16 protein-coding genes and 1 pseudogene are annotated in these 23,696 nt (G+C 72.5%); 13 read left to right on the plus strand and 4 right to left on the minus strand.

The genetic code is table 11. The annotated features are described in order from the left end of the window. The first annotated feature begins 1 nt into the window (after position 1). The 4 genes from HUT12_RS14505 to HUT12_RS14520 are packed head-to-tail and all read left to right on the plus strand — an operon-like array spanning position 2 to position 13,112. Positions 2–3,262, plus strand: coding sequence for a type I polyketide synthase (locus HUT12_RS14505; RefSeq protein ID WP_131052235.1), 3,261 nt, complete (start codon positions 2–4; stop codon positions 3,260–3,262). Next, complete coding sequence (locus HUT12_RS14510) at positions 3,259–11,391, plus strand: non-ribosomal peptide synthetase/type I polyketide synthase (RefSeq protein WP_131052236.1); 8,133 nt, start codon at positions 3,259–3,261, stop codon at positions 11,389–11,391. Before HUT12_RS14505 ends, HUT12_RS14510 begins: the two co-directional genes overlap by 4 nt. A gap of 5 nt (positions 11,392–11,396) precedes the next feature. Next, complete coding sequence (locus HUT12_RS14515) at positions 11,397–12,527, plus strand: LLM class flavin-dependent oxidoreductase (protein ID WP_131052237.1); 1,131 nt, start codon at positions 11,397–11,399, stop codon at positions 12,525–12,527. Between the two features lie 57 nt (positions 12,528–12,584). Continuing rightward, positions 12,585–13,112, plus strand: a complete 528-nt coding sequence (locus HUT12_RS14520) for a flavin reductase family protein (RefSeq protein ID WP_236145639.1) — start codon at positions 12,585–12,587, stop codon at positions 13,110–13,112. Positions 13,113–13,373: 261 nt separating this feature from the next. On the opposite strand, the gene HUT12_RS14525 is transcribed toward HUT12_RS14520, so the two are convergent. Together HUT12_RS14525 and HUT12_RS14530 are read right to left on the minus strand one after the other, a co-directional pair. Beyond that, on the minus strand, positions 13,374–14,918 hold the full coding sequence (locus tag HUT12_RS14525; RefSeq protein ID WP_161594921.1) for an MFS transporter: 1,545 nt from the start codon (positions 14,916–14,918) through the stop codon (positions 13,374–13,376). 236 nt (positions 14,919–15,154) lie between these two features. Continuing rightward, positions 15,155–15,529, minus strand: a complete 375-nt coding sequence (locus HUT12_RS14530) for a cupin domain-containing protein (RefSeq protein WP_131052239.1) — start codon at positions 15,527–15,529, stop codon at positions 15,155–15,157. A 79-nt stretch (positions 15,530–15,608) separates the two neighbouring features. Between HUT12_RS14530 and HUT12_RS14535 the strand changes: the two genes are divergently transcribed. Continuing rightward, on the plus strand, positions 15,609–16,082 hold the full coding sequence (locus tag HUT12_RS14535; protein WP_176093715.1) for a MarR family winged helix-turn-helix transcriptional regulator: 474 nt from the start codon (positions 15,609–15,611) through the stop codon (positions 16,080–16,082). A gap of 109 nt (positions 16,083–16,191) precedes the next feature. After that, positions 16,192–16,827, plus strand: a complete 636-nt coding sequence (locus HUT12_RS14540; protein ID WP_131052241.1) for a TetR/AcrR family transcriptional regulator — start codon at positions 16,192–16,194, stop codon at positions 16,825–16,827. Between the two features lie 46 nt (positions 16,828–16,873). Here HUT12_RS14540 and HUT12_RS14545 read toward each other — a convergent pair. Then, positions 16,874–17,506 (minus strand): annotated as a pseudogene (locus tag HUT12_RS14545) (acyl-CoA dehydrogenase family protein); the annotation flags it as partial. Positions 17,507–17,512: 6 nt separating this feature from the next. On the opposite strand from HUT12_RS14545, the gene HUT12_RS14550 reads away from it, so the two are divergent. The 7 genes from HUT12_RS14550 to HUT12_RS14580 are packed head-to-tail and all read left to right on the plus strand — an operon-like array spanning position 17,513 to position 22,987. After that, entirely contained in the window at positions 17,513–17,902 is a 390-nt protein-coding gene (locus HUT12_RS14550) for a hydantoinase B/oxoprolinase family protein (protein WP_254877054.1), read from the plus strand. After that, entirely contained in the window at positions 17,899–19,146 is a 1,248-nt protein-coding gene (locus HUT12_RS14555) for an amidohydrolase family protein (RefSeq protein WP_176093716.1), read from the plus strand. The genes HUT12_RS14550 and HUT12_RS14555 overlap by 4 nt, the downstream gene beginning before the upstream one ends. Beyond that, complete coding sequence (locus HUT12_RS14560) at positions 19,143–19,556, plus strand: nuclear transport factor 2 family protein (protein WP_176093717.1); 414 nt, start codon at positions 19,143–19,145, stop codon at positions 19,554–19,556. The genes HUT12_RS14555 and HUT12_RS14560 overlap by 4 nt, the downstream gene beginning before the upstream one ends. Continuing rightward, entirely contained in the window at positions 19,553–20,557 is a 1,005-nt protein-coding gene (locus HUT12_RS14565) for a zinc-binding dehydrogenase (RefSeq protein ID WP_176093718.1), read from the plus strand. Before HUT12_RS14560 ends, HUT12_RS14565 begins: the two co-directional genes overlap by 4 nt. Further along, positions 20,554–20,883, plus strand: a complete 330-nt coding sequence (locus HUT12_RS14570; protein WP_176093719.1) for a TIGR04076 family protein — start codon at positions 20,554–20,556, stop codon at positions 20,881–20,883. Before HUT12_RS14565 ends, HUT12_RS14570 begins: the two co-directional genes overlap by 4 nt. Next, positions 20,883–21,881: an LLM class flavin-dependent oxidoreductase gene (locus tag HUT12_RS14575; protein WP_176093720.1), complete on the plus strand. Its 999-nt coding sequence runs from the start codon at positions 20,883–20,885 to the stop codon at positions 21,879–21,881. Before HUT12_RS14570 ends, HUT12_RS14575 begins: the two co-directional genes overlap by 1 nt. An 11-nt stretch (positions 21,882–21,892) precedes the next feature. Next, entirely contained in the window at positions 21,893–22,987 is a 1,095-nt protein-coding gene (locus HUT12_RS14580) for an alpha/beta hydrolase (protein WP_176093721.1), read from the plus strand. A 54-nt stretch (positions 22,988–23,041) separates the two neighbouring features. Here the strand turns inward: HUT12_RS14580 and HUT12_RS14585 are convergent, their stop codons facing one another. Beyond that, the gene (locus HUT12_RS14585) at positions 23,042–23,686 is read right to left on the minus strand and encodes a helix-turn-helix domain-containing protein (RefSeq protein ID WP_176093722.1); all 645 of its coding nucleotides are present in this window, start codon (positions 23,684–23,686) and stop codon (positions 23,042–23,044) included. Positions 23,687–23,696 lie beyond the last annotated feature (10 nt).

Consider the following 23,696-nt stretch of genomic DNA (forward strand, 5'->3'; position numbering starts at 1 on the left):
CATGGCCGACGGATCTCGTCCGGGAGACCCGGCCACACCAGGACCACAGGCCACGCTGACCGCGGCCCTCTCCGCCGTCCGGCAACTCCGGCAGAAGGTCGACGCGCTCGAACGCTCCGCCCGCGAACCACTCGCGATCGTCGGCATCGGGTGCCGGCTGCCCGGCGGCGTCACCTCGGCGGAGACGTTCTGGCAGGCGCTGATCGACGGTGTCGACGGCATCGTGGAGGTGCCGCGCGACCGGTGGCACACCGAGGACGCGCCGCCCGGGGACGTGTTCCGCCAGGGCGGATTCATCGACGGGGTGGCGGACTTCGACCCGTACTTCTTCGGCATCTCCCCGCGCGAGGCGGCCCGGATGGACCCCCAGCAGCGACTGTTCCTGGAGACCTCCTGGGAGGCGCTGGAGAACGCCGGCCTCACCCGCGACCAGCTCCGGGGCAGCGCCACCGGAGTGTTCGTCGGCGCCAACGCCACCGACTACCTCCAGTTGCAGCTCGCCGACCCGGCCGACGTCGACACGTACACGGTGGTCGGCGGTGTCGGCTGCATCATCGCCAACCGGCTGTCGTACCTGCTGGACCTGCGCGGACCGAGCCTGACCCTGGACACCGCCTGCTCGTCCTCGCTGGTCGCCGTGCACCTGGCCGGTCAGAGCCTGCGGACGCGGGAATGCGACACCGCCGTGGTCGGCGGCATGAACGTCATCCTCTCGCCGACCCTGACCGAGGCACACGCCCGAGGGCTGCCGTTGGCGCCGGACGGCCGGTGCAAGACCTTCGACGCCCGCGCCGACGGGTACGGCCGGGGCGAAGGCGTCGCCGTGGTGGTGCTCAAGCGCCTCTCCGACGCGGTCGCCGCCGGGGACCGGATCTGGGCGGTGATCGCCGGCTCGGCGGTCAACCAGGACGGCCTCACCAACGGCCTCACCGCGCCCAGCGGACACGCCCAGCGCGCGGTCATCACCACGGCACTGCGCAACGCCCAGGTCAACGCCGGGCAGGTCACCCTCCTGGAGGCACACGGCACCGGCACCGAACTCGGCGACCCGATCGAGGTCGAGGCGCTCGGGGAGGTCTACGGCGCGGCCACCGACGCGACGGACCGGTGTGCGCTCGGCTCCGCCAAGACCAACCTCGGTCACCTGGAGGCCGGCGCGGGCATCGTCGGCATGATCAAGGTGGCGCTCAGCATCCGGCACCGCGCGATCCCGCCGCTGCTGCACCTGGAGAGACTCAACCCCCATCTCGACCTCGACGACACGCGGCTGTTCATTCCGCGCACCGCGCAGAGCTGGGAGGTGCCCACCGACCGCCGCTACGGCGCGGTCAGCTCGTTCGGGGCCGGCGGCACCAACGCCCACGTGGTGCTCGGGCCGGCGCCCGAGCCGCGTACCCCGGTCGTCGTCGACGAGTCCGACGGCGAGCCCGTCGTGCTGTCCCTCACCGCGGCGGCACCCGAGGCGTTGACCGCGATGGCGCGGGCCTACGTCACACATCTGCGCAGCCCCGAGGCGCTGGCCCGACCGCTGGCCGAGATCGCGTACGCCACCGTGGTCCGCCGGACCCAGCACGACCACCGACTCACCGTGGTCGCCGCCACCCACGAGGAGGCGGCCCGACGGCTCACCGAGTGGCTCGACACCGGCGAGGCGTCCGGCGTCAGTCGTGGCCGGGCCCGCAACCGGGCCGGACGCAAGGTCGTCTTCGTGGTGCCGGGCCAGGGTGGACAGCGCGCCGGCATGGGCGCGGAGCTGATGCGCCACTGCCCGCACTTCCGCGCCGCCGTGACCGAGTGCGACGAGGCGTTCCGTCGGGTGCTCGGCCGCAGCATCCTCGACGCGGTGCACGGCCTGCCCGAGGGCACCGAACTGACCGGTATCGACGTCATCCAACCGGCCCTGTTCGCGATGGCGGTCGGTCTGGCCGCCCGCTACCGCGCCGCCGGTGTCGAACCGGACGCCGTGGTCGGGCACAGCATGGGCGAGATCGCCGCGGCGTACCTGGCCGGGGCGTTGGGTCTGGACGACGCCGCGCGCATCGTCTGCCGGCGCAGCGCGTTGTTGCTGCGGATCGCCGGGCAGGGCGAGATGCTGCTGGCGGCGCTGCCCACGGCCGCCGCCGAGGAGCTGGTGACCGGGCACGAGCACCTGGTGTCGGTGGCGGTCTGCAACAGCCCGACCTCGACGGTGCTCTCCGGTGACCCGGTGACCCTGGCCCGCATCGCCGACCGGCTGCGGGCCGACAACGTCTTCAGCCGGCCGGTACGCGTCGACGTCGCCTCGCACAGCCCGCAGGTCGACGCCCTCACCGACGACCTGCTCACCGAGTTGGCCGGGATCCGTCCCCGCGCCGGCACGGTGCCCGTCTTCTCCACCGTCACCCGCCAGTGGTGCGACGGCTCCGGCTTCGACCCGGACTACTGGGTGCGCAACCTGCGGGCGCCGGTGATGTTCTGGCCGGCGGTCCAGGCGCTGGTCGCCGAGGACCATGGTGTCTTCGTCGAGCTCAGTCCACACCCGATCCTCACCGGCGCGGTGGAGGAGGGCTTCGACCGTGCGGACCGCGACGGCCTGGCACTGGCGTCGCTGCGACGCGACGAACCGGAGACGTACGGGCTGGCCACCGTGCTCGGTGCCCTGCACGCCAACGGACTGTCCGACGCCCTGCGCCGCCGGGCCCCCGACCCGGTGCCGATGGTGCCGCTACCCGGATACACCTGGCAGCACGAGCGGCTCTGGTTCGACCAGACCGACCGTCCGCGTACGCGGCCCCGGCCGACGGCCACCGCATCCGAGCCGACCACACCGGAGCCGCGCACACCGGAGGTGACCGATACCTCGCCGGACCCGACGACCGGGCCGACCGCCCGAACCGCCGACGATCTCCGTCGGCTCGTCCTCGACGTGGTCTGCGACATCCTGCGGATGGACGCCTCGCGGATCGAGCCGCACGACGGCTTCGTGCAGCTCGGCATGGACTCCATGCTCGCCGCCCGGATCCGTGCCCGGCTCGGCGCCGCACTGGACCACCGGCTCCCCGCCACCGTCATGTTCGAACACCCGACCGTGGCAGCGCTCACCGCGCACCTGACCGCCCTGGTCGCCGGGGCCGGCGACGACGCGCCACCGGACCTCGACGTAGCGCCGCCGGTGGCACCGCACCGGGTGGTGGAACACGTCGAGGAACTGTCCGAGGAGGAACTGCTCGACATGTTGGCCGAGGAACTGAACGCGTCCACCGGCACCGGGGAGATCCGATGACCGGCCCCAAGGACCGCCAGGCGATCCTGGTGGAGAGCCTGCGCGAGATCCGCCGTCTGCGCGACGAACTCGACGCGACCCGCGCGGCGGCGACCGAACCCGTCGCCATCGTCGGGATGGCCTGCCGGATGCCCGGCGGCGTCCGCACCCCCGACCAGTTCTGGCACCTGCTCGACCGGGGCGAGGACGCGATCACCGAGGTTCCCGCCTCCCGGTGGGACGTGGACCGCTACTACGACCCGTCACCGGAGACGCCCGGCACGATGTACACCCGGCGGGGCGGCTTCCTCGACGACATCGACCAGTTCGACGCCGCCTTCTTCGGCATCTCCCAACGCGAGGCGGCCTGGCTCGACCCGCAGCAACGGCTGCTGCTCGAAGTCGGCTGGGAGGCCGTCGAGGACTCCGGTCAGGCACCCGACGGGCTGGCCGGCTCGGCCACCGGCGTCTGGTTCGGGGTCACCACGTACGACTACTGCCAACGCCAGATGCGCGAGGTCGACGCGGCGACGCTGGAGGCGTACGCGCTGACGAGCAACGCCTCGACCTTCGCCGCCGGCCGACTGTCGTACTGGCTCGGGCTGACCGGGCCCAGCCTCTCCGTCGACACCGCCTGTTCGTCGTCCCTGGTGGCCGTCCACCTCGCCTGCCAGAGCCTACGGTCGGGGGAGACCTCGATGGCGTTGGCCGGCGGCGTCAACGTGCTGCTCGCCCCCGAGTGGTCGGTCGTCGCCTCGCGGGCCCGGATGCTGGCCCCCGACGGTCGGTGCAAGACCTTCGACGCCGCAGCCGACGGCTACGTCCGCAGCGAGGGCTGCGGGGTGGTGGTGCTCAAGCGACTCTCCGACGCGCTCGCCCAGGGCGACCGGGTCCTGGCCGTCATCCGGGGCTCGGCGGTCAACCAGGACGGCCGCAGCGGCGGCATCACCGTACCCAACGGCAGCGCCCAGCAGGAGGTGATCCGCGCTGCGTTGCGGGCCGCCTCGGTACGCCCCGAGGAGGTCGGCTACCTGGAGGCGCACGGCACCGGCACACCGCTGGGCGACCCGATCGAGTTACGTGCCGCCGACGCGGTCCTCGGCCGGCGGGACCCGGCCGAGCCCCTGCTGGTGGGTTCCGTGAAAACCAACATCGGTCACCTCGAACCGGCCGCCGGTATCGCCGGTCTGATCAAGGTCGTGCTCAGCCTGCGCCACCAACGGATCCCGGCGCACCTGCACCTGCGTACGGTCAACCCCGACATCGGTCTCGACGAGATGGCGCTGGAGATCCCCACCACCGCCCGGGACTGGCGCAGCGGCGACCGCCCCCGCATCGCCGGGCTCAGTTCCTTCGGTGCCAGCGGCACCAACGCCCACCTGATCGTCGCCGAGGGACCACCGGAACCGGTGGCCGCGCCCGACGAGTCCCCCCGGACCGCCCACCTTCTCCCGATCTCCGCCCGTTCCCCGCAGGCCCTCGACGAACTCGCCGGCCGCTACGAGGCACTGCTGGCCGAGCCGGCCGGTGCCGGAGCGGTGGCGGACGTCTGTCACTCGGCGGCCACCGGCCGCGCCCACCTGCCGTACCGGCTGACCGCCGTCGGCACCGACGCCGCCCACCTGCGTGACCAGCTCCGGGCGGCGCGGGCCGGGAGGACCGCGCCCGGACTGCGCCGCGACCACGCCCGGCCGCACGCCACACCCGGCGTGGTGTTCCTGCTCACCGGCCAGGGCGCCCAGTACCCGGGCATGGCCGACCTGCTGTACCGGACCGAACCGGTGTTCCGGCAGGTCATCGACGAGTGCGCGGAACTGCTTCGACCGCTGCTGGACACGCCGCTGCACACGCTGCTCGCCGCCGCCGGACCCACACCCGTCGCGCCGGACGCCGTGCCGCTGCACGACACCCGCAACACCCAACCGGCGCTGTTCGCGGTCGAATACGCCCTGGCCGCACTCTGGCGCTCCTGGGGGATCGTGCCGGCGGCGCTGCTCGGGCACAGCGTCGGCGAACTGGTCGCGGCGTGCCTCGCCGGAGTCTTCGACCTGGCCGACGGACTCCGGCTGGCCACCCGACGCGGCCAGCTGATGCACACCACCGCCGCCGGGGCGATGGCGAACGTGTCGGCTCCGCCGGCCCGGCTCGAACCGGCACTCGCGCCGTACGCCGGGCGGCTGTCGGTCGCCGCGGTCAACGGCCCCGCCGACGTGGTCGTCTCCGGCGAGCCGGCGGCGCTGGCGACCCTGCTCGACACGCTGGAGTCGCAGGGGATCCGCAGCAAGCGGCTGACCACCACCCGTGGCTTCCACTCGCCGCTGATGGACCCGGTGCTCGCCGAGTTCGAGCGCGAGGCGGGCACGCTGACGTACCACCCGCCACGGATCCCGGTGCTCTCCAACGTCACCGGCACCTACCACGGCGCCGACGGGTTCTCGGCCCGCTACCTGCGCGAGCACGTACGCGGCACGGTGCGCTTCGCCGATGCCGCCCGGACCCTGCTCGACGACGGCCACACGGTCTTCCTGGAGGTCGGCCCCGCGCCCGTGCTCGCCGCGATGGTGCGGCGGATCGACGACGCCTCCGTCGTCGACCGGCCCCGGCTGTTCCTGCCCTCGCTGCGCAAGGGCCACGACGACTGCCGGACCATCCTGGACAGCCTCGGCGCGCTGCACACCCGGGGCGTCGCGGTGGACTGGACCACGCTCGGCCGGGGACGCCGCCGGGTACCGGTGCCGACCAGTGTCTTCCGCCGGGAACGGCACTGGTATCCCGCAGCGGAACCGGGACGCACCGTCCCGGCCGACCGGGCCGGGGAGACGACGGCGGCCGTCCCGGACACCGCATCACGGTCGCTGCTGGGACGCCGGGTGCCGTCCCCGCTGGACGTCGTCCAGTTCGAGTCCCGTCTCGACGCCGCACGCCACCCCTGCCTCGGCGACTGCGTGATGGACGGCCTGCCGGTGGTGAACATCGGCGTCTACCTGGAAGCCGCCCTGGCCGCGGTCCGGCACCTGCGCGGACCGGGCCCGATCGAGGTGACCGACTGCACGGTGACCCAGAGCCTGGTCCTCGAACACGGACGTGCCGTCGACGCCCACCTGCTGGTCGAGCCCGACGCCACCGGGCACCTCGGCTACCGGTACTACGCCGCCCACCCGGACTCCGACGCGGACCCGACCTGGGTGCTGCACAGCCGGGGCCACGCCGGCCTGCTGCCGCCGTCGGCACCAGAGTCCCCGGTCGACCTCGCCGCACTCCGGGCCGACCTGGCCGGGGAGCTGACCGGAGCCGAGTTCTATCGGCGGATGTGGCACCGCAAGCTCTATCTGGGCCCGTCCGCCCAGTGGGTGGACCACGTCTGGCAGCGTGACGGCGAGGCGGTGGCCCGGATGCGTGCCGGGCACCCCGACGAGACCGACGACTATCTGCTGCACCCGGGTCTCACCGACGCCATGTTCCAGGCCCTGTTCGCCTGCCTCCCCGCCGATCGGCAGGCCGACGCCGCCTACCTGCTCGTCGGCATCGAACGGTTCCGCTTCCACGGCATGCCCGCGTACGGCGGCGAGTTGTACTGCCACGTACGGCTGCTGCCCACGGCGGGCCCGGCGACGCTGCACGCCGAGGTGCGTCTCTACGACGACGCGGGGCGGGCGGTCGTCTCCGCCGACGGTGTCCTGCTCAAGCGCGCCGGCCGGGAGAACCTCAGGCGCACCGACGCCCCCGCACCCCGAGCCGTCGTGACCGCCGCACCGACGGTGGCCGCGTCACCGCCGCCGACCGCCGTGCCCACCGGCCCGCTGGACCGGTCGACCGTCGAGAAGCTGGTCGCCGACGCCGTCGCCCGCGCCCTGGGCGCCGCCGACGGTGACGGGCTCGACCGGCACGAGCCGGTGCAGAACCTCGGCCTGGACTCGCTCATGGCGCTGGAGGTGAAGGAGGGGCTCTCCGCCGCCTTGGGGGTCTCGCTGCCGATGGTGGCGTTCCTGGACGGCAGCAGCATCGTCAGCCTCGCCGAGACGGCGCACACCCGCCTCGGCGGTGCCGCGTCGACGGACCGGCCTGCGCCGGCCGGACGCCCGGAGAGCACCACCGTACGACCGGCCCCGGCCGACCGGTACGCACCGTTCCCGCTCACCGACCTGCAACAGGCGTACCTGGTCGGTCGCTCCGACGCGTTCGAACTCGGCAACACCTCCACGTACTTCTTCCTGGAGGTCGACATCGAGCAGCTCGACGTCGACCGCCTCGGCGCGGCACTGCGCCGGATGGTGGACCGCCACGACATGCTGCGGGCGGTGGTCAGCCCCGAGGGCCACCAGCGGGTCCTGCCGCAGGTGCCGCCGTACCGCATCCGGGTGGTCGACCTGCGCGCCGAGAGCGACCGGCGACGCGACGAGCGGCTCGACGAGATCCGTGCCGAGATGACCACCCAGGTCTTCGACACCACGGTCTGGCCGTTGTTCGACGTCCGGGCGACCCGGGTCGACGCGCACCGCACCCGGCTGCACTTCGGCTTCGACGCGCTCATCATCGACGCCTGGAGCACGTCGATGCTCTTCCGCGAACTGGCCGCCGCCTACCGGGGCGACGACGCGTCGCTCCCGCCGCTGGAGCTGACGTTCCGCGACTACGTGCTGGCCCGCGAGCAGGAGATCGGCGGGCCCCGGCACACCGAGGCCCGGGAGTACTGGATGCGGCGGCTGGAACACCTGCCCCCGGCACCGGAGCTGCCGCTGGCCACGAGCCCGGCCCAGGTGGACCGGCCGGTCTTCACACACCGGTCGGCACGCCTGGACACGGCCGACTGGACGCGCTTCAAGCAGTTCGCCACCGCTCGGGGCGTCACCGCCTCGGCGGCCCTGTGCACCGCGTACGCGCAGGTGCTGGCCGCCTGGAGCAAGTCCAGCCGGTTCACCCTCAACGTGCTCTTCTTCAACCGGGCACCGGTGCACCCGGACGTCAGCCGGATGCTCGGCAACTTCAGCACCACGTCGCTGCTGGAGGTCGACAGCACCCGTACCGACGACTTCGGCACCCGCGCCGTGCGGGTGCAACGGCAGCTCTGGAGCGACCTGGAACACAGCCAGTTCAGCGGCGTGCAGGTGCTGCGCGAACTGAACGCGGCCGGTGGCGGCTCGGCCCGGGCGACCATGCCCGTGGTCTTCGCCAGCACGGTGAACTTCGCCGCCAAGGACGACGGCGCGGCGGCCACCGGGCTGGCCCAGCACCTGCTCGACCTCGGCTCCGGTGGCCGCGAGGTGGCCAGTTCCATCCGGACGCCCCAGGTGTGGCTGGACCACCAGGTCGTCGAGGACGCCGGTGCGCTGGTCGTCAACTGGGACGTGATCGAGGAACTGTTCCCGGCCGGGATGATCGACGCGATGTTCGACGCGTACGTCGGGACGTTGCGCGACCTGTGCCGTGACGAGTCGACCTGGCGTCGCCCGGCCCCCGTGCTGACCCCGGAGACGGACCTGGCGGTCCGGCGCGCGGTGAACGCCACCACCGGCCCGCTGCCGGCGGGGCTGCTGCACGCGCCGTTCCTCCAGGCGGCGGCCCGGTACCCGGACCGGCCGGCGGTGATCACCACGGACCGTCGCCTGACCTACCGGGACCTCGACCGCCGCTCCGACCGGGTGGCGCAGTGGCTGGCCGACAACGCCGCCGGCCCCGGCACCCTGGTCGGCGTCGTGATGGAGAAGGGCTGGGAGCAGATCGTCGCCGTGATCGGCGTCCTCAAGGCGGGCGCCACCTACGTGCCGGTCGACGCCCACGTCCCGCCGGAGCGGCTCCGCCTGCTGCTGGACAGCGCGGCGATCTCGCTGGTGCTCACCCAGTCCTGGGTCGAGGAGCGGACCCGGTGGCCGGAGGGCGTGGTCCGCACCACCGTGGACACCCTGCCCGCCGGCCGGACCCGCCGGTCCGCCCGTGCCCGCCAGGCCAGCCCCGACAGCCTCGCGTACGTCATCTTCACCTCCGGCTCGACGGGCCTGCCCAAGGGCGTCATGATCACCCACACCAGCGCGCGGAACACGATCGACGACGTCAACGAGCGCTTCGGGGTGACCGCCGAGGACCGGGTGCTGGCGCTCTCCGCCCTCAACTTCGACCTCTCCGTCTATGACGTGTTCGGACTCCTGGGTGTCGGTGGCGCCGTCGTCCTGCCCCCGCCGGAGGCGCAACGGGAACCGGAACGGTGGTGGGAACTGGTCACCACGCACCGGGTGACGATCTGGAACAGCGTGCCCGCCCTGGCGGAGATGTTCGCCGAACACGTCCTGACCCGCACCGACGACCGCCCGATCCCGCTGCGGGTGGTGATGATGAGCGGGGACTGGATCCCGGTGACCCTGCCGGACCGGCTCCGTCAGGTCGCGCCGCAGGCCGCCCTCTGGAGCCTGGGCGGGGCGACCGAGGCGGCGATCTGGTCCATCCTGTACCCGATCGACGCGGTCGACCCGCGCTGGGCGAGCGTCCCCTACGGCCTGCCCATGCGCAACCAGCAGTTCCACGTGCTCAACGACGCGCTGCAACCCTGCCCGGTCTGGGTCACCGGGGACCTGTACATCGGCGGTGTCGGCCTGGCGCAGGGCTACCTCAACGACGACGAACGCACCCGGGCCGCCTTCGTCCGCCACCCCCTCACCGGCGAGCGCCTCTATCGCACGGGAGACCTGGGTCGTTATCTGCCGGGCGGCCTGATCGAGTTCCTCGGCCGGGAGGACTTCCAGGTCAAGGTGCAGGGCTACCGCATCGAACTGGGGGAGATCGAGGCCGCGCTGTCGCAGTGCGAGGGGGTACGCTCCGCCGCCGTCGTCGCGCACGGTGCCCGGCAGGGCGCCAAGCGCCTGCACGGCTACGTGGTGCTCGATCCGGACCACGCCGACCCGGACCACGCCGAGCCGGGCGAGATCGCGGTCAAGGCGATCGACCAGGCGCTGCGGCGGATGCTGCCGGAGTACATGGTGCCGCAGCACCTGACGGTCCTGGACGAGTTGCCGATGAGTGCCAACGGCAAGATCGACCGGTCGGCGTTGCCGGAGCCGGACAGCGGCGACGCCGAGGGTGAGTCGGCCCTGCCCCGCGACGAGGTGGAGCGGCAACTCGCCGACCTCTGGGCCGAGTTCTTCGCGCGGGACCGGGTGGGCGTCACCGAGAACTTCTTCACCCTGGGCGGCAACTCGCTGCTCGCGGTACGCCTGATGGCGCGGATCCGGGCGCGTACCGGTCGGGTGCTGCCGCTTGCGGAACTCTTCGCCCGGCCGACGATCCGGCACCTGGCCGACCTGGTCCGGGACACCTCCGCACCGGACCGTCGGGCGGCCCTGGTGCCGATCCGGACCGGCGGGGACGCGGTCCCGTTGTTCTTCGTCCACCCGGTCGGCGGCGACGTGCTCTGCTACTCCGCACTCGCCGACCGGTTGGGACCGGGGCAGCCGTTCTACGGGTTGCAGGTGCCCGACGTGGACCCGGCCCCGCAGAGCCTGGCGGAGCTCGCCGCGCACTACGTGGACGTGGTGCGGCGGGAGTTCCCCGCCGGACCGTACCGTCTCGGCGGCTGGTCGATGGGCGGCATGATCGCGCTGGAGATGGCCCGCCAGATCACCGCCACCGGGGCGGAGGTCGAGGTGGTGCTCGCCGTGGACATCATGGAGCCGCCCCGGCGACGCGAGGACGCCGTCGACGAGACGGTGCTGCTGTCCTGGCTGGCCCGCGACCTGGCCGGGCTGACCGGCCGGGTGTGGCGACCCGACCCGGCCACCTTCACCCCCGAGGCGGACAACTCGGCGCTGGACCTGTTGTACGCCGAGGCGCGCCGCCGCGAGGTCCTGCCGGCCGAGGTGGACCTGGACACGCTCACCGCCATCGCGGACCGCTTCTCCCGCAACTTCCGGGCCCTGCTCGACCACCAGCCGCAGCCCTACTCCGGTCGGGTCTGCTTCCTGCGCGCCCGCGACGGCGGCGCCGACGTGGAGACCACCCAGGCGTGGATGGACCTGGTCACCGATGGGATCCGCCTCGACGTGCCGGGCGACCACTACACCGTGATGCAACAGCCCCACCTCGCCGTGCTGGCCGACGAGATCGGCAAGCTCCTGCCCCCGCCCGCAGCGGATCCGCAGGTTTCCCCACTGACTGAAGGGTGAGTTCGATGTCCCTCACGTTCGGCGCGTTCATCCCGCCGTTCCACTCCCTCGGCGAGGATCCGACCACCGCGATCTGGCGCGACCTGGACCTCATCGAATGGCTGGACACCCTCGGCATCGACGAGGCGTGGGTCGGCGAGCACCATTCCGGCGGCTGGTCGACGATCAGTTCCCCGGAGGTGTTCCTGGCCGCCGCCGCCGAGCGGACCCGGCGGATCAGACTGGGTACCGGCGTGATCAGCCTGCCGTACCATCACCCGCTCACCGCCGCGAACCGCGTGGTGCAGCTCGACCACCAGAGCCGGGGCCGGGCCATGTTCGGCGTCGGCGCGGGCGTCTCGCCGGCCGACGCGCACATGATGGGCATCGCCGCCTCCGACCAGCGGCGGATGATGGCCGAGTCGCTCGACGCCGTCGTCCACCTGCTGACCGACCCCACCCCGCTGACCCGCAAGACCGACTGGTTCGAGCTGCGCGACGCCCGGCTGCACCTGAAGCCGTACACCCGGCCGTCCCTGGACGTGGCCGTGGCCAGCGCCGGTTCGGAGCGCGGCATGCGCCTGGCCGGACGCTACGGGCTGTCCGCGCTGACCTTCGCCGGCCGTCCCGGCATGGTGGAGCCGCCGTTGGCGCAGTTGTGGGCGGCGGCCGAGGACGAGGCCGCCGCGCACGGCAGGACGATGGACCGGGCCTCGTGGCGCGTCGCCATCTGCGTGCACATCGCCGACACCCGGCAGGAGGCGATGGACCAGGTCCGCGCCGGGATGGGCCACTGGTTCCGGGAGTACGTCCAGGACACCGTCGGCGCCGAGGCGAAGCTGCCGGAGGGACGCGAACCCGAGGTGGCGATGGAGACCCGCACCGCCATCATCGGATCGGTGGAGGACGCCGTCGAGGCGATCGCCCGCATGCAGGCCGACAGCGGCGGTTTCGGCACCCTGCTTGTCAACACCCAGGACTGGGCCACCCGGGAACAGACCAAGCACAGCTACGAGCTGCTGGCCCGGTACGTGGCGCCGCACTTCACCGGCGCGCTGGAGAGCCGCCGGGCCTCGCAGCGATGGGTGTCGGAGAACCGCGGTGACTTCTCGGCACAGGCCCGGGAGGCCGCCCGCCGGGCGTCGTCGCCCCGTTGACCGTCCGCGCCGTGCTCCGGGCATCCGGGCACGGTCAGGCACGAGGGAGGAACGGCCGTGGGAACACCCGTCGGTGCGGTACGACCAGTCCTGGACAGCGTGGCGTTCCGCGACGCGATGTCGCTTCTCGCGGCACCGCTGACCGTGGTCACCACCCGAGACCGCGAGGGGCGACGCTGGGGTTTCACCGCCAGTTCGGTGGTCTCCGCCTCGCTGGCACCGCCCCTGCTCGTCGTCGGCATCGGGCACGAGTCGAGCTGCTTCACGGCCATGGTGGACGCCGGCGAGTTCGCGGTGAACCTGCTCGGCGAGGAGCAGCAGGGGACCGCCCGCCGGTTCGCGGCCCGGGGTGCCGACCGTTTCGCCGGATCGGACTGCCGGGACCTGGCCGGCAGCACGGTGCCGTACCTGGGCGACGCCCACGCGGTGTTCCGCTGCACGCTTGCCGACCGCCTCACCGTCGGCGACCACGACCTGTTGGTGGGCCACCTGACCGAGGTCCACGTCTCGGGCGAGGCGCGGCCGCTGTTGTGGTACCGCCGTGGCTTCCACGTCCCCGTGCCCGGGCAGCCCGCGGGGGGCTGAGCCCGGCCCACTGTTTCCCCGGTCAGTCGACGGACCGGGGGACATGAGCACCGACGGTCGCGCCGGTCATCCGCCGACGGGCCGCCGACCGTCCCCATCCCCGACGGTCCGGTGCCAGGAGTACGCGCCGGGTCGCGTCCACACCAAGGACGTGACCCGGCGCTTTCGTCGTCTGTGTCCCCGAGGTGACCCGTCGTCGGGCCCGACGCAGCGGGTCCACGGCCGTTCACGGCCGTGGACCCGGGTGCGCGCGGGGAGTGGTCAGCCCACCGGCTTGGCCGCCACGCTCTGCGGCTGCTCCGTCGAGGTGGCCGGTGGCGCCGGGGGCGCGGGCGGCATGGGCGGCGGGGGCAGCTGCTTCGGCAGCCACCGCAGCGAGATCACCGCCGCGCCGAGCACGACGACGATGGCCACGATCATGGCGGCGCGCATACCGGTGAGGTACGCCTCCATACCGGCGTCGACCAGGGTGGCCCGTCCGTCGGTCAGGCCGGCGGACGCGATCGCCCGCAGGGTGCCGCCGATCGAGTCACCGGCCTCGTCGCGCAGCCCGGCGGGGAGCACGTCGACCGCGTCGCCGAGGGAGCTGCGGTAGACGCTGCCCAGCACGCTGCCGATCACGGCGACGCCGAGCGCACCGGCCACCTGGCGGGCGGTCTGCGTGACCGCCTGCCCGGCACCGGCCTTCGGCAGCGGCACCACGGACATCAGGGAGCCGGTGGCGGGCGCCATGATGCAGCCCCAGCCGATGCCGAACAGCAGTTGCGCGACGATGAGCAGCCACACCCCGGTCTGCCGGTCCATCAGGGTGGTCAGCACGAAGGAGAGCGCCATGACCACGGCACCGGCCGCCACCACAGTGCGTGGCCCGAACCGGGCCGCCAGCTTGGGCGACCGCGCGGAGGTGAGCACGGTGCCCACGCCCATCGGCAGCATCAGCAGGCCGGCCTGCATGGGGGAGTAGCCGCGCACCGCCTGGTAGTAGAACTGGATCACGAAGATCGCGCCGATCAGGGCGAAGAAGCACAGGGCGATGGCGGCCGTGCCGGCGGAGAAGCGGCTGCTGCGCAGCAGCGTCACGTCGAGCGACGGGCTCGCCATCCGGCTCTCCACGAGGACCAGGACGGCGATCAGCACCAGCCCGGCGACGATCGATCCCAGCACCGGCAGCGAGAGCCACGCGTTGTCCTCGCCGCCGACCACGATGCCGTAGACCAGCAGGCCGATCGCCACGATCGACAGCAGGACGCCGAGCGGGTCGAAACGCGACTTCATCGGGCTGCGGCTCTCCGGCACCCAGAGGGCGATCAGCACGACGCTGATCAGCACCAACGGGGCGTTGATGAGGAAGATCGAGCCCCACCAGAAGCTCTCCAGCAGCAGGCCGCCCAGGATCGGGCCGACGGCGAAGGCCACCCCGGCGGCGGCGGCCCAGGTGGCGATGGCCTTCGGGCGCTCAGGCGGGGGGAAGGTGGCCATGATGACGGCCAGCGTGACGGTGGGGATGACGGCCGCGCCGACGCCCATCACGGCCCGCCAGAGGATGAGTGACTCGACGTCGGCGGCGTACGCGGCCAGTGTCGAGGCGATACCGAAGATCAGCAGCCCGGCGACGAGGACCTTCTTGCGACCGAACCGGTCCGCGCAGACCCCGCCGGTGAAGATGAAGGCGGCGAACGTGATCAGGTAGGTGTCCAGCGACCACTGGAGTTCGGCGTTGCTGGCGCCGAGGCTGAGCTGGATCGGGTTCAGCGCGACGTTGATGATGGTGATGTCCATGACGACGATCAGTACGATGACCGCCATCAGCGTCGAGATCGCCCGGCGCCGGGCCGGGGTCAGCGGGGGTAACGCGGGAGCTTGGGGTTGCATTGCCGTCCTTTGCAGACTGGCATCACCACGCCAAACCCGGGCGTCGAAGGCTCAACCGGAGGGGTGGTAATGCGATCGAACCCAGGTGATGGGGGGAGAGGAAGCGCCACCAGCCCGCCCGGGACTGGTGGTGCCTCCGTACCTCGGCGGAGTCGACACCCGGGGGCGGGTCACTCCGCCCAGGGCAGCGGCACCTTGTTGTCGCTGTTCGGGAGCATGGCCTTGCCGCCCACCTTCATGGCGACGAGGGCCTGGGCCGGGCCGCCGACGGCCTTGAGCTGACGCGTGACGCCGCCCGGAAGGACGAGCGCCTGGCCGGCCTTGACCAGCTTGGTCTCGTCGCCCACGGTGACCTCGAAGGCGCCGGAGATCGGCATCCACACCTGCTCGGCGTCGATGCCGTGCACCGGGGTGGCGGCGTCCTCGCCGAGCTCCACGCGCCAGGTGCTCACCTCCGCGCTGCCCTGGCTCGGGCCGGCGAGACCGAACATCCGGCCGGCGGGAGTGGTGGTGGTGCGGGCTTCCGTCTCACTGACGACATTCATCGGCGACCTCCGAGTAAATTAGCTTTACTTGCGTATCGTCAGTAAAGTCCTGCTTGCAGGCTGTGTCAAGCTGTTTTGCATGACTGAACCGGACCCACTCGAGCGAACTCCGCTGACCTTCCTGTTGGGCATGGCGTTCCAACTCGTCCTCACCGAGTTCGTCACCAAACTCGACGCGATCGGCTACGACGACCTGCGTCCCATCCACGGATTCGTCTTCCAGCTCCTGCAGGGTCCGGGTGCCACCAGCACCGAGCTGGCCGGTCAACTCGGCGTGACCAAGCAGGCGGCCGGGCAGATCGTCGACTACCTCGAAGGGGCCGGTTACGTCGAGCGCCGCCCGTACCCGCTCGGGGGTCGTCGCAAGCTCGTCGTCCTCACCGACAAGGGCCGCGAGCACATGCGGACGGCGGGCCGCACCCTGGCCGAGATCGAGTCCCGGTTGGCCGTCAGCCTGGACGACGAGGGGCTGACCGCGCTGCGCCAGGAGCTCGCCCGGGTGATCCGGAACATCGCCGGTGACGACGTACCGCCGTTGCGACCCTTCTGGTAGCGGGCACGGAGTCACCCGCGTGAATCGCCGGGCGCGCGGTCCCCACAACCTTCCGACCGGGCGGTAGGATGACGGGACATTGACGGGGTATGAAAGGCGGAGGCCACAGATGGCTCGTGCGACGTCCAGCCGCCCGGCAACCACACGCCGCCGGCAGCGTTGGCCCGACGGCTACGACCCGGAGAACACCCGTCGATCCCTGATCACGAGCGCCCTCGAACTCTTCGAGCGTCGGGGCTTCGACCGCACGTCGGTGCAGGAGATCGCCGACCAGGCGCGGCTCACGAAGGGCGCCTTCTACCACCACTTCGAGAGCAAGGACGACCTGCTGCGGCACATCCAGGAGGAGTACCTGGAGGCGCAGCTCGCCGCGATCGAGCGGATCGAGAGCGGCAGCGACGACCCGAAGGTGCGGGTCGCGGAGCTGATCCGGCTCAGCCTGACCAGCGTGGCCGAGTACCGCTCCCACGTCACCATCTTCTACCAGGAGCGGCGCTACCTCACCGGTGACCTGTTCGCCGAGGTGACCCGCAAGCGCGACCGGCTGGAGGCGGCCTTCGCCGGCATGATCCAGGACGGCGTGGCGCGCGGCGTCTTCCGGGCCGACGTCGACTCCCGGATCGTCACCTTCGGGCTCGTCGGCATGTGCGCCTGGGCCTACCAGTGGCTCAACGTCGGCGGCAAGCTCAGCGTCGACGACGTGGCACGCCAGTTCAGCGCCATGGTGCTCGACGGGCTGGTCTGACCCGACCCGGCCCGGAGCCGTCGAGCGGCTACCGGGCCGTCACGATTCAGCCGTTGAGCAGCTGGCGGGCCATCACGATGCGCTGCACCTGGTTGGTGCCCTCGTAGATCTGCGTGATCTTGGCGTCCCGCATCATCCGCTCGACCGGGTAGTCCCGGGTGTAGCCGTAGCCGCCGAGCAACTGCACCGCGTCGGTGGTGATCTCCATCGCGGCGTCCGAGGCGAAGCACTTCGCCGCCGCACCGAAGTACGTCAGGTCGGCGTCACCCCGCTCCGACTTGCCGGCCGCCGCGTACGTGAGCTGCCGCGCCGCCTCCAGCTTCATGCCCATGTCGGCGAGCATGAACTGCACACCCTGGAACTCGGCGATCGCCTTGCCGAACTGCTTACGCTCGGCCACGTACCCCTTGGCGTAGTCCAGCGCACCCTGCGCGATGCCGAGCGCCTGCGCGGCGATGGTGACCCGGGTGTGGTCCAGGGTCTTCATCGCGGTGCCGAACCCGGTGCCCTCGGCGCCGATGATCCGGTCGGCCGGGATCCGGACGTTGTCCAGGTAGACCTCGCGGGTCGGCGAGCCCTTGATGCCCAACTTCTTCTCCGGAGCACCGAAACTGACCCCCGGATCGGACTTCTCGACCACGAAGGCGGAGATGCCCCGCGACCGCGCGGTCGGGTCGGTACCGGGATGTTCTTCGAGCGGGTGGAGATTCGGACGGATTCGGGTGGTGCGGGGCGGTTCCGGGGTGGGTGTGGGTTGCGGCGGGATATTCGTTTCGTGTCGTCGGGGGAGTTTCTTTCGGTGATCAAGAAGACGCGGAGTGCGCCGTGGGCGTTGGCGGGTGGGTTGTCGCCGGAGCCGAATCAGGTGGTGGTGTTTCCGGGGACGGATCGTGAGGCGCGGGTGAGTACGCGTCGGACTGCGGTGGTGGCGGGTGATCGGGTGTCGTTGTTGACCGCTGGTGGTGGTGGTCATGGTGATCCGGGGTTGCGGGATCCGGAGGCGGTACGCCGTGACGTGGCGGAGGGATACGTCTCCGCCGACGCCGCCCGTGAGACCTATGGAGTGATCGCATGAGCGCCGTCGAGCCGAACCTGCTGCTGGCCCACTGCACCGTGCTGGACGCGCGCGTGGTGGACGGCGTGGACCCGATCCCGGACGCCGCCGTCTGGGTACGCGGCGACCGGATCGCGGCCGTCGGCCCGTACGCCGAGGTGGCGAAGGAGGCCCGGGCCGCCGGTGCGGTCCGCGAGGTGGACCTGGACGGGGCGTACCTGACGCCCGGTCTGGCCAACATGCACACCCACTTCTCGCTGTCGCTGCCCGGTGCCGGCGGCGACGACGTGAAGACGATGGGGCCGCACGACCTGGCGTACTACATGGCCGACGGGGCCCGGCGCACGCTGCACTGCGGCGTGACCACGGTGCGCTGCGTCGCCGAGAAGGACCACGCCGACTTCGCGTTGCGCCGCGCCATCGCCGCCGGCCGGGCCCAGGGCCCCCGTATCCACACCGCCGGGCGGGCGCTGGTCTGCACCGGCGGGCACGGCCACGAGAGCAGCGACACCCTGGAGTGCGACGGACCGGTCGGCTTCCGTCGGGGCGTGCGGAGCCAGATCAAGGCCGGCGCGGACCTGATCAAGGTGATGATCTCCGGCGGCATCGCCGGGGAGCACGAGCGCATCAACACCCCGCAGTTGTTCGCCGACGAGCTGGCCGCGGTGCTGGAGACGGCCCACGCCTGGGGTCGTAAGGTGACCGCGCATGCCGGGCCCGCCGAGGTGATCGGCGCGGCGGTGGAGCTGGGACTGGACTGTGTGGAGCACGGCTACCAGCTCACCCCGCAGGTGGTGGCGCGGATGGCGGAGCAGGGCACCGCCCTGGTGCCGACGCTGCTGGTGACCCGCTGCAAGGAGTTCTTCGACGAGCTCGGCGTACCGGAGTGGATGCAGTGCCGCTCGCTGGGGGCCGGGCCTCGGCACCTGGAGAGCTTCGCGATGGCCGTCGAGGCCGGGGTGGAGGTGCTGCTCGGCAGCGACATGCCGCCGTTCTGGCACTTCGAGGGCACCAACGCCACGGTCCGGGAGCTGGAGTACATGGCCGAGCGGATCGGCCCGGCGCGGGCGTTGCACGCCGGCACCCGGGGCCCGGTGCGTTGGCTGGGCGTCGAGGAGGACCGGGGCACGGTCGAGGTCGGCAAGCTGGCCGACCTGATCGCGATGGACGAGGACCCGCTCGCCGCCACCTCGGCGTTCCGGGGTGTGCGCTGGGTGATGAAGGGCGGGCGGATCGCCCGGGACGACCGGACGGAGACGACATGACGATCGTGGCAACCGACGCGGCACACATCGCCGCGCTCATCGACGACCTGTACGCGGCCTTCCTCGCCGGGGACCGCGACCGCTTCGACGGGCACCTGCACGCCGACGTGACCACCTGGGAGACCCACCTGCCCGGGCCGTTGCGGACCCGGGCGGAGCTGGACGCCTACCGCGACCAGCGCGATGCCGCCGGTCAGCGCCCGCAGTTGGCGGTGCTCGCGGCGCAGGACAAGCGCATCGACGTGTGGGGCGACGTGGGCCTGGCCCGCTACCTGCTGATCGCGCGGGCCGACGCCGAGCAGCCGCCGTCGTCCGCCCGCGTCACCGACGTGCTGCGCCGCGTCGACGGCCGGTGGCAGATCGTGCACCACCACGCCGAGTCGCTCAGCGAGCCGGTGGCGGCGCGATGATCCGGCGGCTGGTCGCCTACGACACCGGTGAACCCGGCCGGGTGCTGTCGGTCGCCGAGCGGCCCGACGACCCCGCGCCCGGCCCCGGTGAGGTCCAGCTCGCGGTCCGCACCGTGGGGCTGAACTATCTCGACGTCTCGCTCTGCCGGGGCGAGTACCCGGTGCGGCCGGAGCCCCCGATGACCCCGGGCGTCGAGGCGGCCGGTCGCGTGGTGGCGGCCGGTGCCGGTGCCGAGCACCTGCTGGACCAGGAGGTCATCGCCTGCCCGGCGCTGCCGCGCGGCGCCCTCGGCGACACCGTGACGGTGGACGCGACCGTGGTCGTGCCCCGTCCCTCCTCCGTGGACCCGACGGTGGCGGCGGCCCTGCCGGTCACCTACCAGACCGCCTGGTTCGCCCTGGAACGCGCCGGGGTCACCGCCGGGCAGACGGTGCTGGTGCACGCCGGTGCCGGTGGGGTCGGCATCGCGGTCACCCAACTCGCCGTCGCGCGGGGCGCGCGGGTCGTGGCGACCGCCGGTGGTCCGGCGAAGACCGAGGTCTGCCGGGCCCAGGGGGCCTCCGTGGCGATCGACTACACCGGCGAGGACTTCGTGGCGGCGGTCCGGGCGGCCACCGACGGGCAGGGTGTGGACGTGGTCGTCGACCCGGTCGGCGGTGACCTGCTCGCCCGGTCGCTGGACTGCCTCGCGTTCGAGGGTCGCCTGGTCAGCGTCGGCGCCGCCGGTGGCCCACCACCGCCGGTCGACCCGGCCCGGCTGATCGCGGCGAACGCCGACCTGATCGGGCTCTCCTGGGGCTCGCAGTACCCGTGGCGTCGTCCCGAGGCGGTCGCCGCCGCCTACCGGGCGCTGTTCGACCTCTGTGACTCCGGCGCGGTCCGGCCCCCGGTCAGCCGGGTGGTGTCGCTGGCGCAGACCCCGGTGGCCCTGGACGACCTGGCCGCCCGACGGACCACCGGCAAGATCATCGTACGACTCGACGAGGAGGAGCGAGGATGACCGACAGCCCGGACGGCGACATGGAGATCTACGACCTGAAGGTGACCGTGGACCGCATCGAGGGGCGCTCGGTCTGCGGCATGGCCGTCGGCGACTCCTTCGACCTGGTCAACAGCGCCCACCTGAAGCTGCCCGACGGCAAGCACTTCTGCGTCTACGCCCTCGCCGCCGTGCTGCCCTTCCTCGCCGCCAAGCAGCGGGACCTGGCCGCCGGGGACTGGCTCGACCAGGACTCGCTCTTCGCCTGCCCGGACCCGGAGGAGCGGCTGATCATGAAGGTGGAACGCACCTGCCGACGCCGGATGAACTCGGCGGACCTCACCTGATGACGGTCGAGATCGGACTCGGTCTGCAGAGCGACAAGCCGGCCGGCGCGTACGCCCGGCTGGCCCGTGCCGCCGAGTCGCACGGATTCGACGTGCTGACCGTCTTCGGCGACCTGATGTACCAGCCGCCGATCTTCCCGCTGCTGGAGATGGCCCAGGCCACCAGCCGGGTACGCCTCGGCCCGGCCTGCCTCAACCCGTACAGCCTGGCGCCGTACGAGATCGCCGGTCAGCTCGCCGCGCTCGACCTGGCCTCGGCCGGACGGGCCTACCTGGGGTTGGCGCGCGGCACCTGGCTCGGCGCGGTCGGACTGCCCCAACCGAAGCCGCTGGCCACCATCGAGGAGGCGGCGGCGGTCGTCTACCGCCTGCTGCGCGGCGACCGGGACGGGTACCGGGGGCAGGTCTTCACGCTGGCCCCGGAGACCGCGCTGCGCTACGCCGTGCAGCGCCCCGATCCGCCGTTGCTGATCGGGGCGTGGGGACCGAAGGGCGCGGCCCTGGCCGGCCGGATCGCCGACGAGATCAAGGTGGGCGGCAGCGCGAACCCCGACATGGTGCCGGTCGTCCGGGACCGGCTCCGGGTCGGTGCTCTCGCCGCCGGACGCGACGTGGACGAGGTCGGCATCGTCCTCGGTGCCGTGACGGTGGTCGACACCGACGGCGAGGCGGCGCGCGCCAAGGCCCGGACCGAGGTCGCCATGTACCTCGCGGTGGTCGCCGACCTGGACCCGACGGTCACCCTGCCGGACGGCCTGGTGGCGCGCGTCGGGGAACTGGTCGACGCGGGAGAGCACGACGCCGCCGGTCGGCTGATCCCGGACGAGGTGCTCGACCGTTTCGCCTTCTCCGGCACCCCCGAGCAGGTCGCCGCCCAGGCCCAGCAGCTCATCGACGCCGGGGTCCGGCGGGTGGAGTTCGGCACCCCGCACGGGCTGACCGACGACCGGGGCGTCGACCTGCTCGGCACCGCCGTCCTGCCCCTGCTGCGTCGCTGAAGGAGAGCCCCATGGACGTCACCGTGCTGGTCGGCCCGGACCTCGTCGCCGACCTCGCCCTGCTGGAGTCGCTCACCACGGCCACCGCCGCCGACCTCGGCGGCACCGGTCGTCTGGTGGCCGTCGACTCGGCCGCCGCGCTGGAATCGGCGCTGGCGGCGACCGCCGCGCCGGTGGTGGTGCTGCCCGGTCCGACGGCGTCCGCGCGGGCCCTGATGAGCGGGGCCGCACCGCACGTCGTCTGGTACGACCTCACCGTGGCCACGGCCGTCGCCGGTGCCCGCCACCTCTCCGGCCGGGGCGTGTGGGGTCTGGCCTGGGCGATCCGCCACGCGGTGCACCAGCACCGGTCCCCGGCGGTACGCGTCGCCTACGGCGCGCACGCCGACCAGTGGGGTGAGCTGCGACTGCCCACGGCGGACACGGCACGTCCGGTGCCGGTCGCGGTGCTGCTGCACGGCGGCTTCTGGCGGTCGTACTGGGGAGCCGACCTGATGGACGCGCTCGCCGTGGACCTGGCCGCACGCGGCTACGCGGCGTGGAACGTGGAGTACCGGCGGCCGGACCGGCACGGCTGGGACGCCACCACCGCCGACGTGGCGGCGTCGCTGGCGGTGCTGCCCGACGTGGCCGACGCCGGTGTGCTGGACCTGGACCGGATCGTCGTGTTCGGGCACTCGGCCGGTGGGCAACTGGCCCTGCGGGCGGCGGCGGACCTGGCGGTTGACCTCGCCCAGGGGCCACGGGTCACTCTGGCGGTGTCGCTGGCCGGTGTGCTGGACCTGGCCGAGGCCGACGGCCGGCAGCTCGGTGACGGCGCGGTCAGCGCCGCCCTCGGCGGCACCCCGACGACCGTCCCGCAGCGGTACGCGGCCGGCGACCCGATGGCGCGACTGCCGATCGGGGTGTCCACGCTGCTGGTGCAGGGGGCCGGCGACAGCCCGGACCTGGTCGACATCAACCGCCGGTACGCGGTGGCGGCTCGCGCGGCCGGTGACGAGCTGACCCATCTCGAACTGCCCGGCGACCACTTCGACGTGATCGGTCCCGGCTCGCCGATCTGGCAGGCCACCATGGATGAGGTGGGGCGCTGCCTCGGGCGGTGAGCCCGCCCGGAGTTGCCGGCTTGTTTCATCACAGTGAACAAGCCGAGGCTGTCGTCAGAACAGTCGGGGTGTGACGACCGAGACCACGGTGGTCACCGCGTCGGTGTCGTTGTACATCGTGTGCGGCACCGTGGAGCGCAGGTGCACGCTGTCTCCTGGGTGCAGCCGGTGCTCGACGCCGTTGACCTCGTAGAGCAGCTCGCCGGAGATGACGTAGGCGAACTCCTCGCCCGCGTGCCCGTACGCGTTCTCGCGCCGACCGCCGGGGGCGATGTGCACCAGCATCGGTTCGAGCAGCAGGTCCGGCCCGCGTTCGGAGAGCATCCGATAGGTCTGCTGACCGGAGACGTACTGCGTGGCGGTGGTCTCCGCCCTGGTCAGCGAGAAATGGTGGGGCAGCGTGGTGACGGTGCCCCCGACCGGCGCGGTGCTGGCGTCGAAGAAGTCGCCCACCGTCCGGTCCAGCGCCTTGGCCACGCTGCCGAGCGCGGTCAGCCCGATCGACGAGATGCCGCGCTCGACCTGGGAAAGGAAGCCGATCGACAGCCCGGAGCGGGATGCGAGGCCGCGCAGGGTCAGCCCGCGCTCCTTGCGGTACTGGCGGATCCGGGCTCCGACCAGGTCGGCCGGGGTGTGGCCGTTGCTCCCGCCGTCGGGGCGGGCCTGCTCCGGGACCGGATGACTGCCCGTGGACCGCATGGGGACCTCC

The organism is Verrucosispora sp. NA02020 (genome assembly GCF_013364215.1).
GTDB lineage: Bacteria > Actinomycetota > Actinomycetes > Mycobacteriales > Micromonosporaceae > Micromonospora.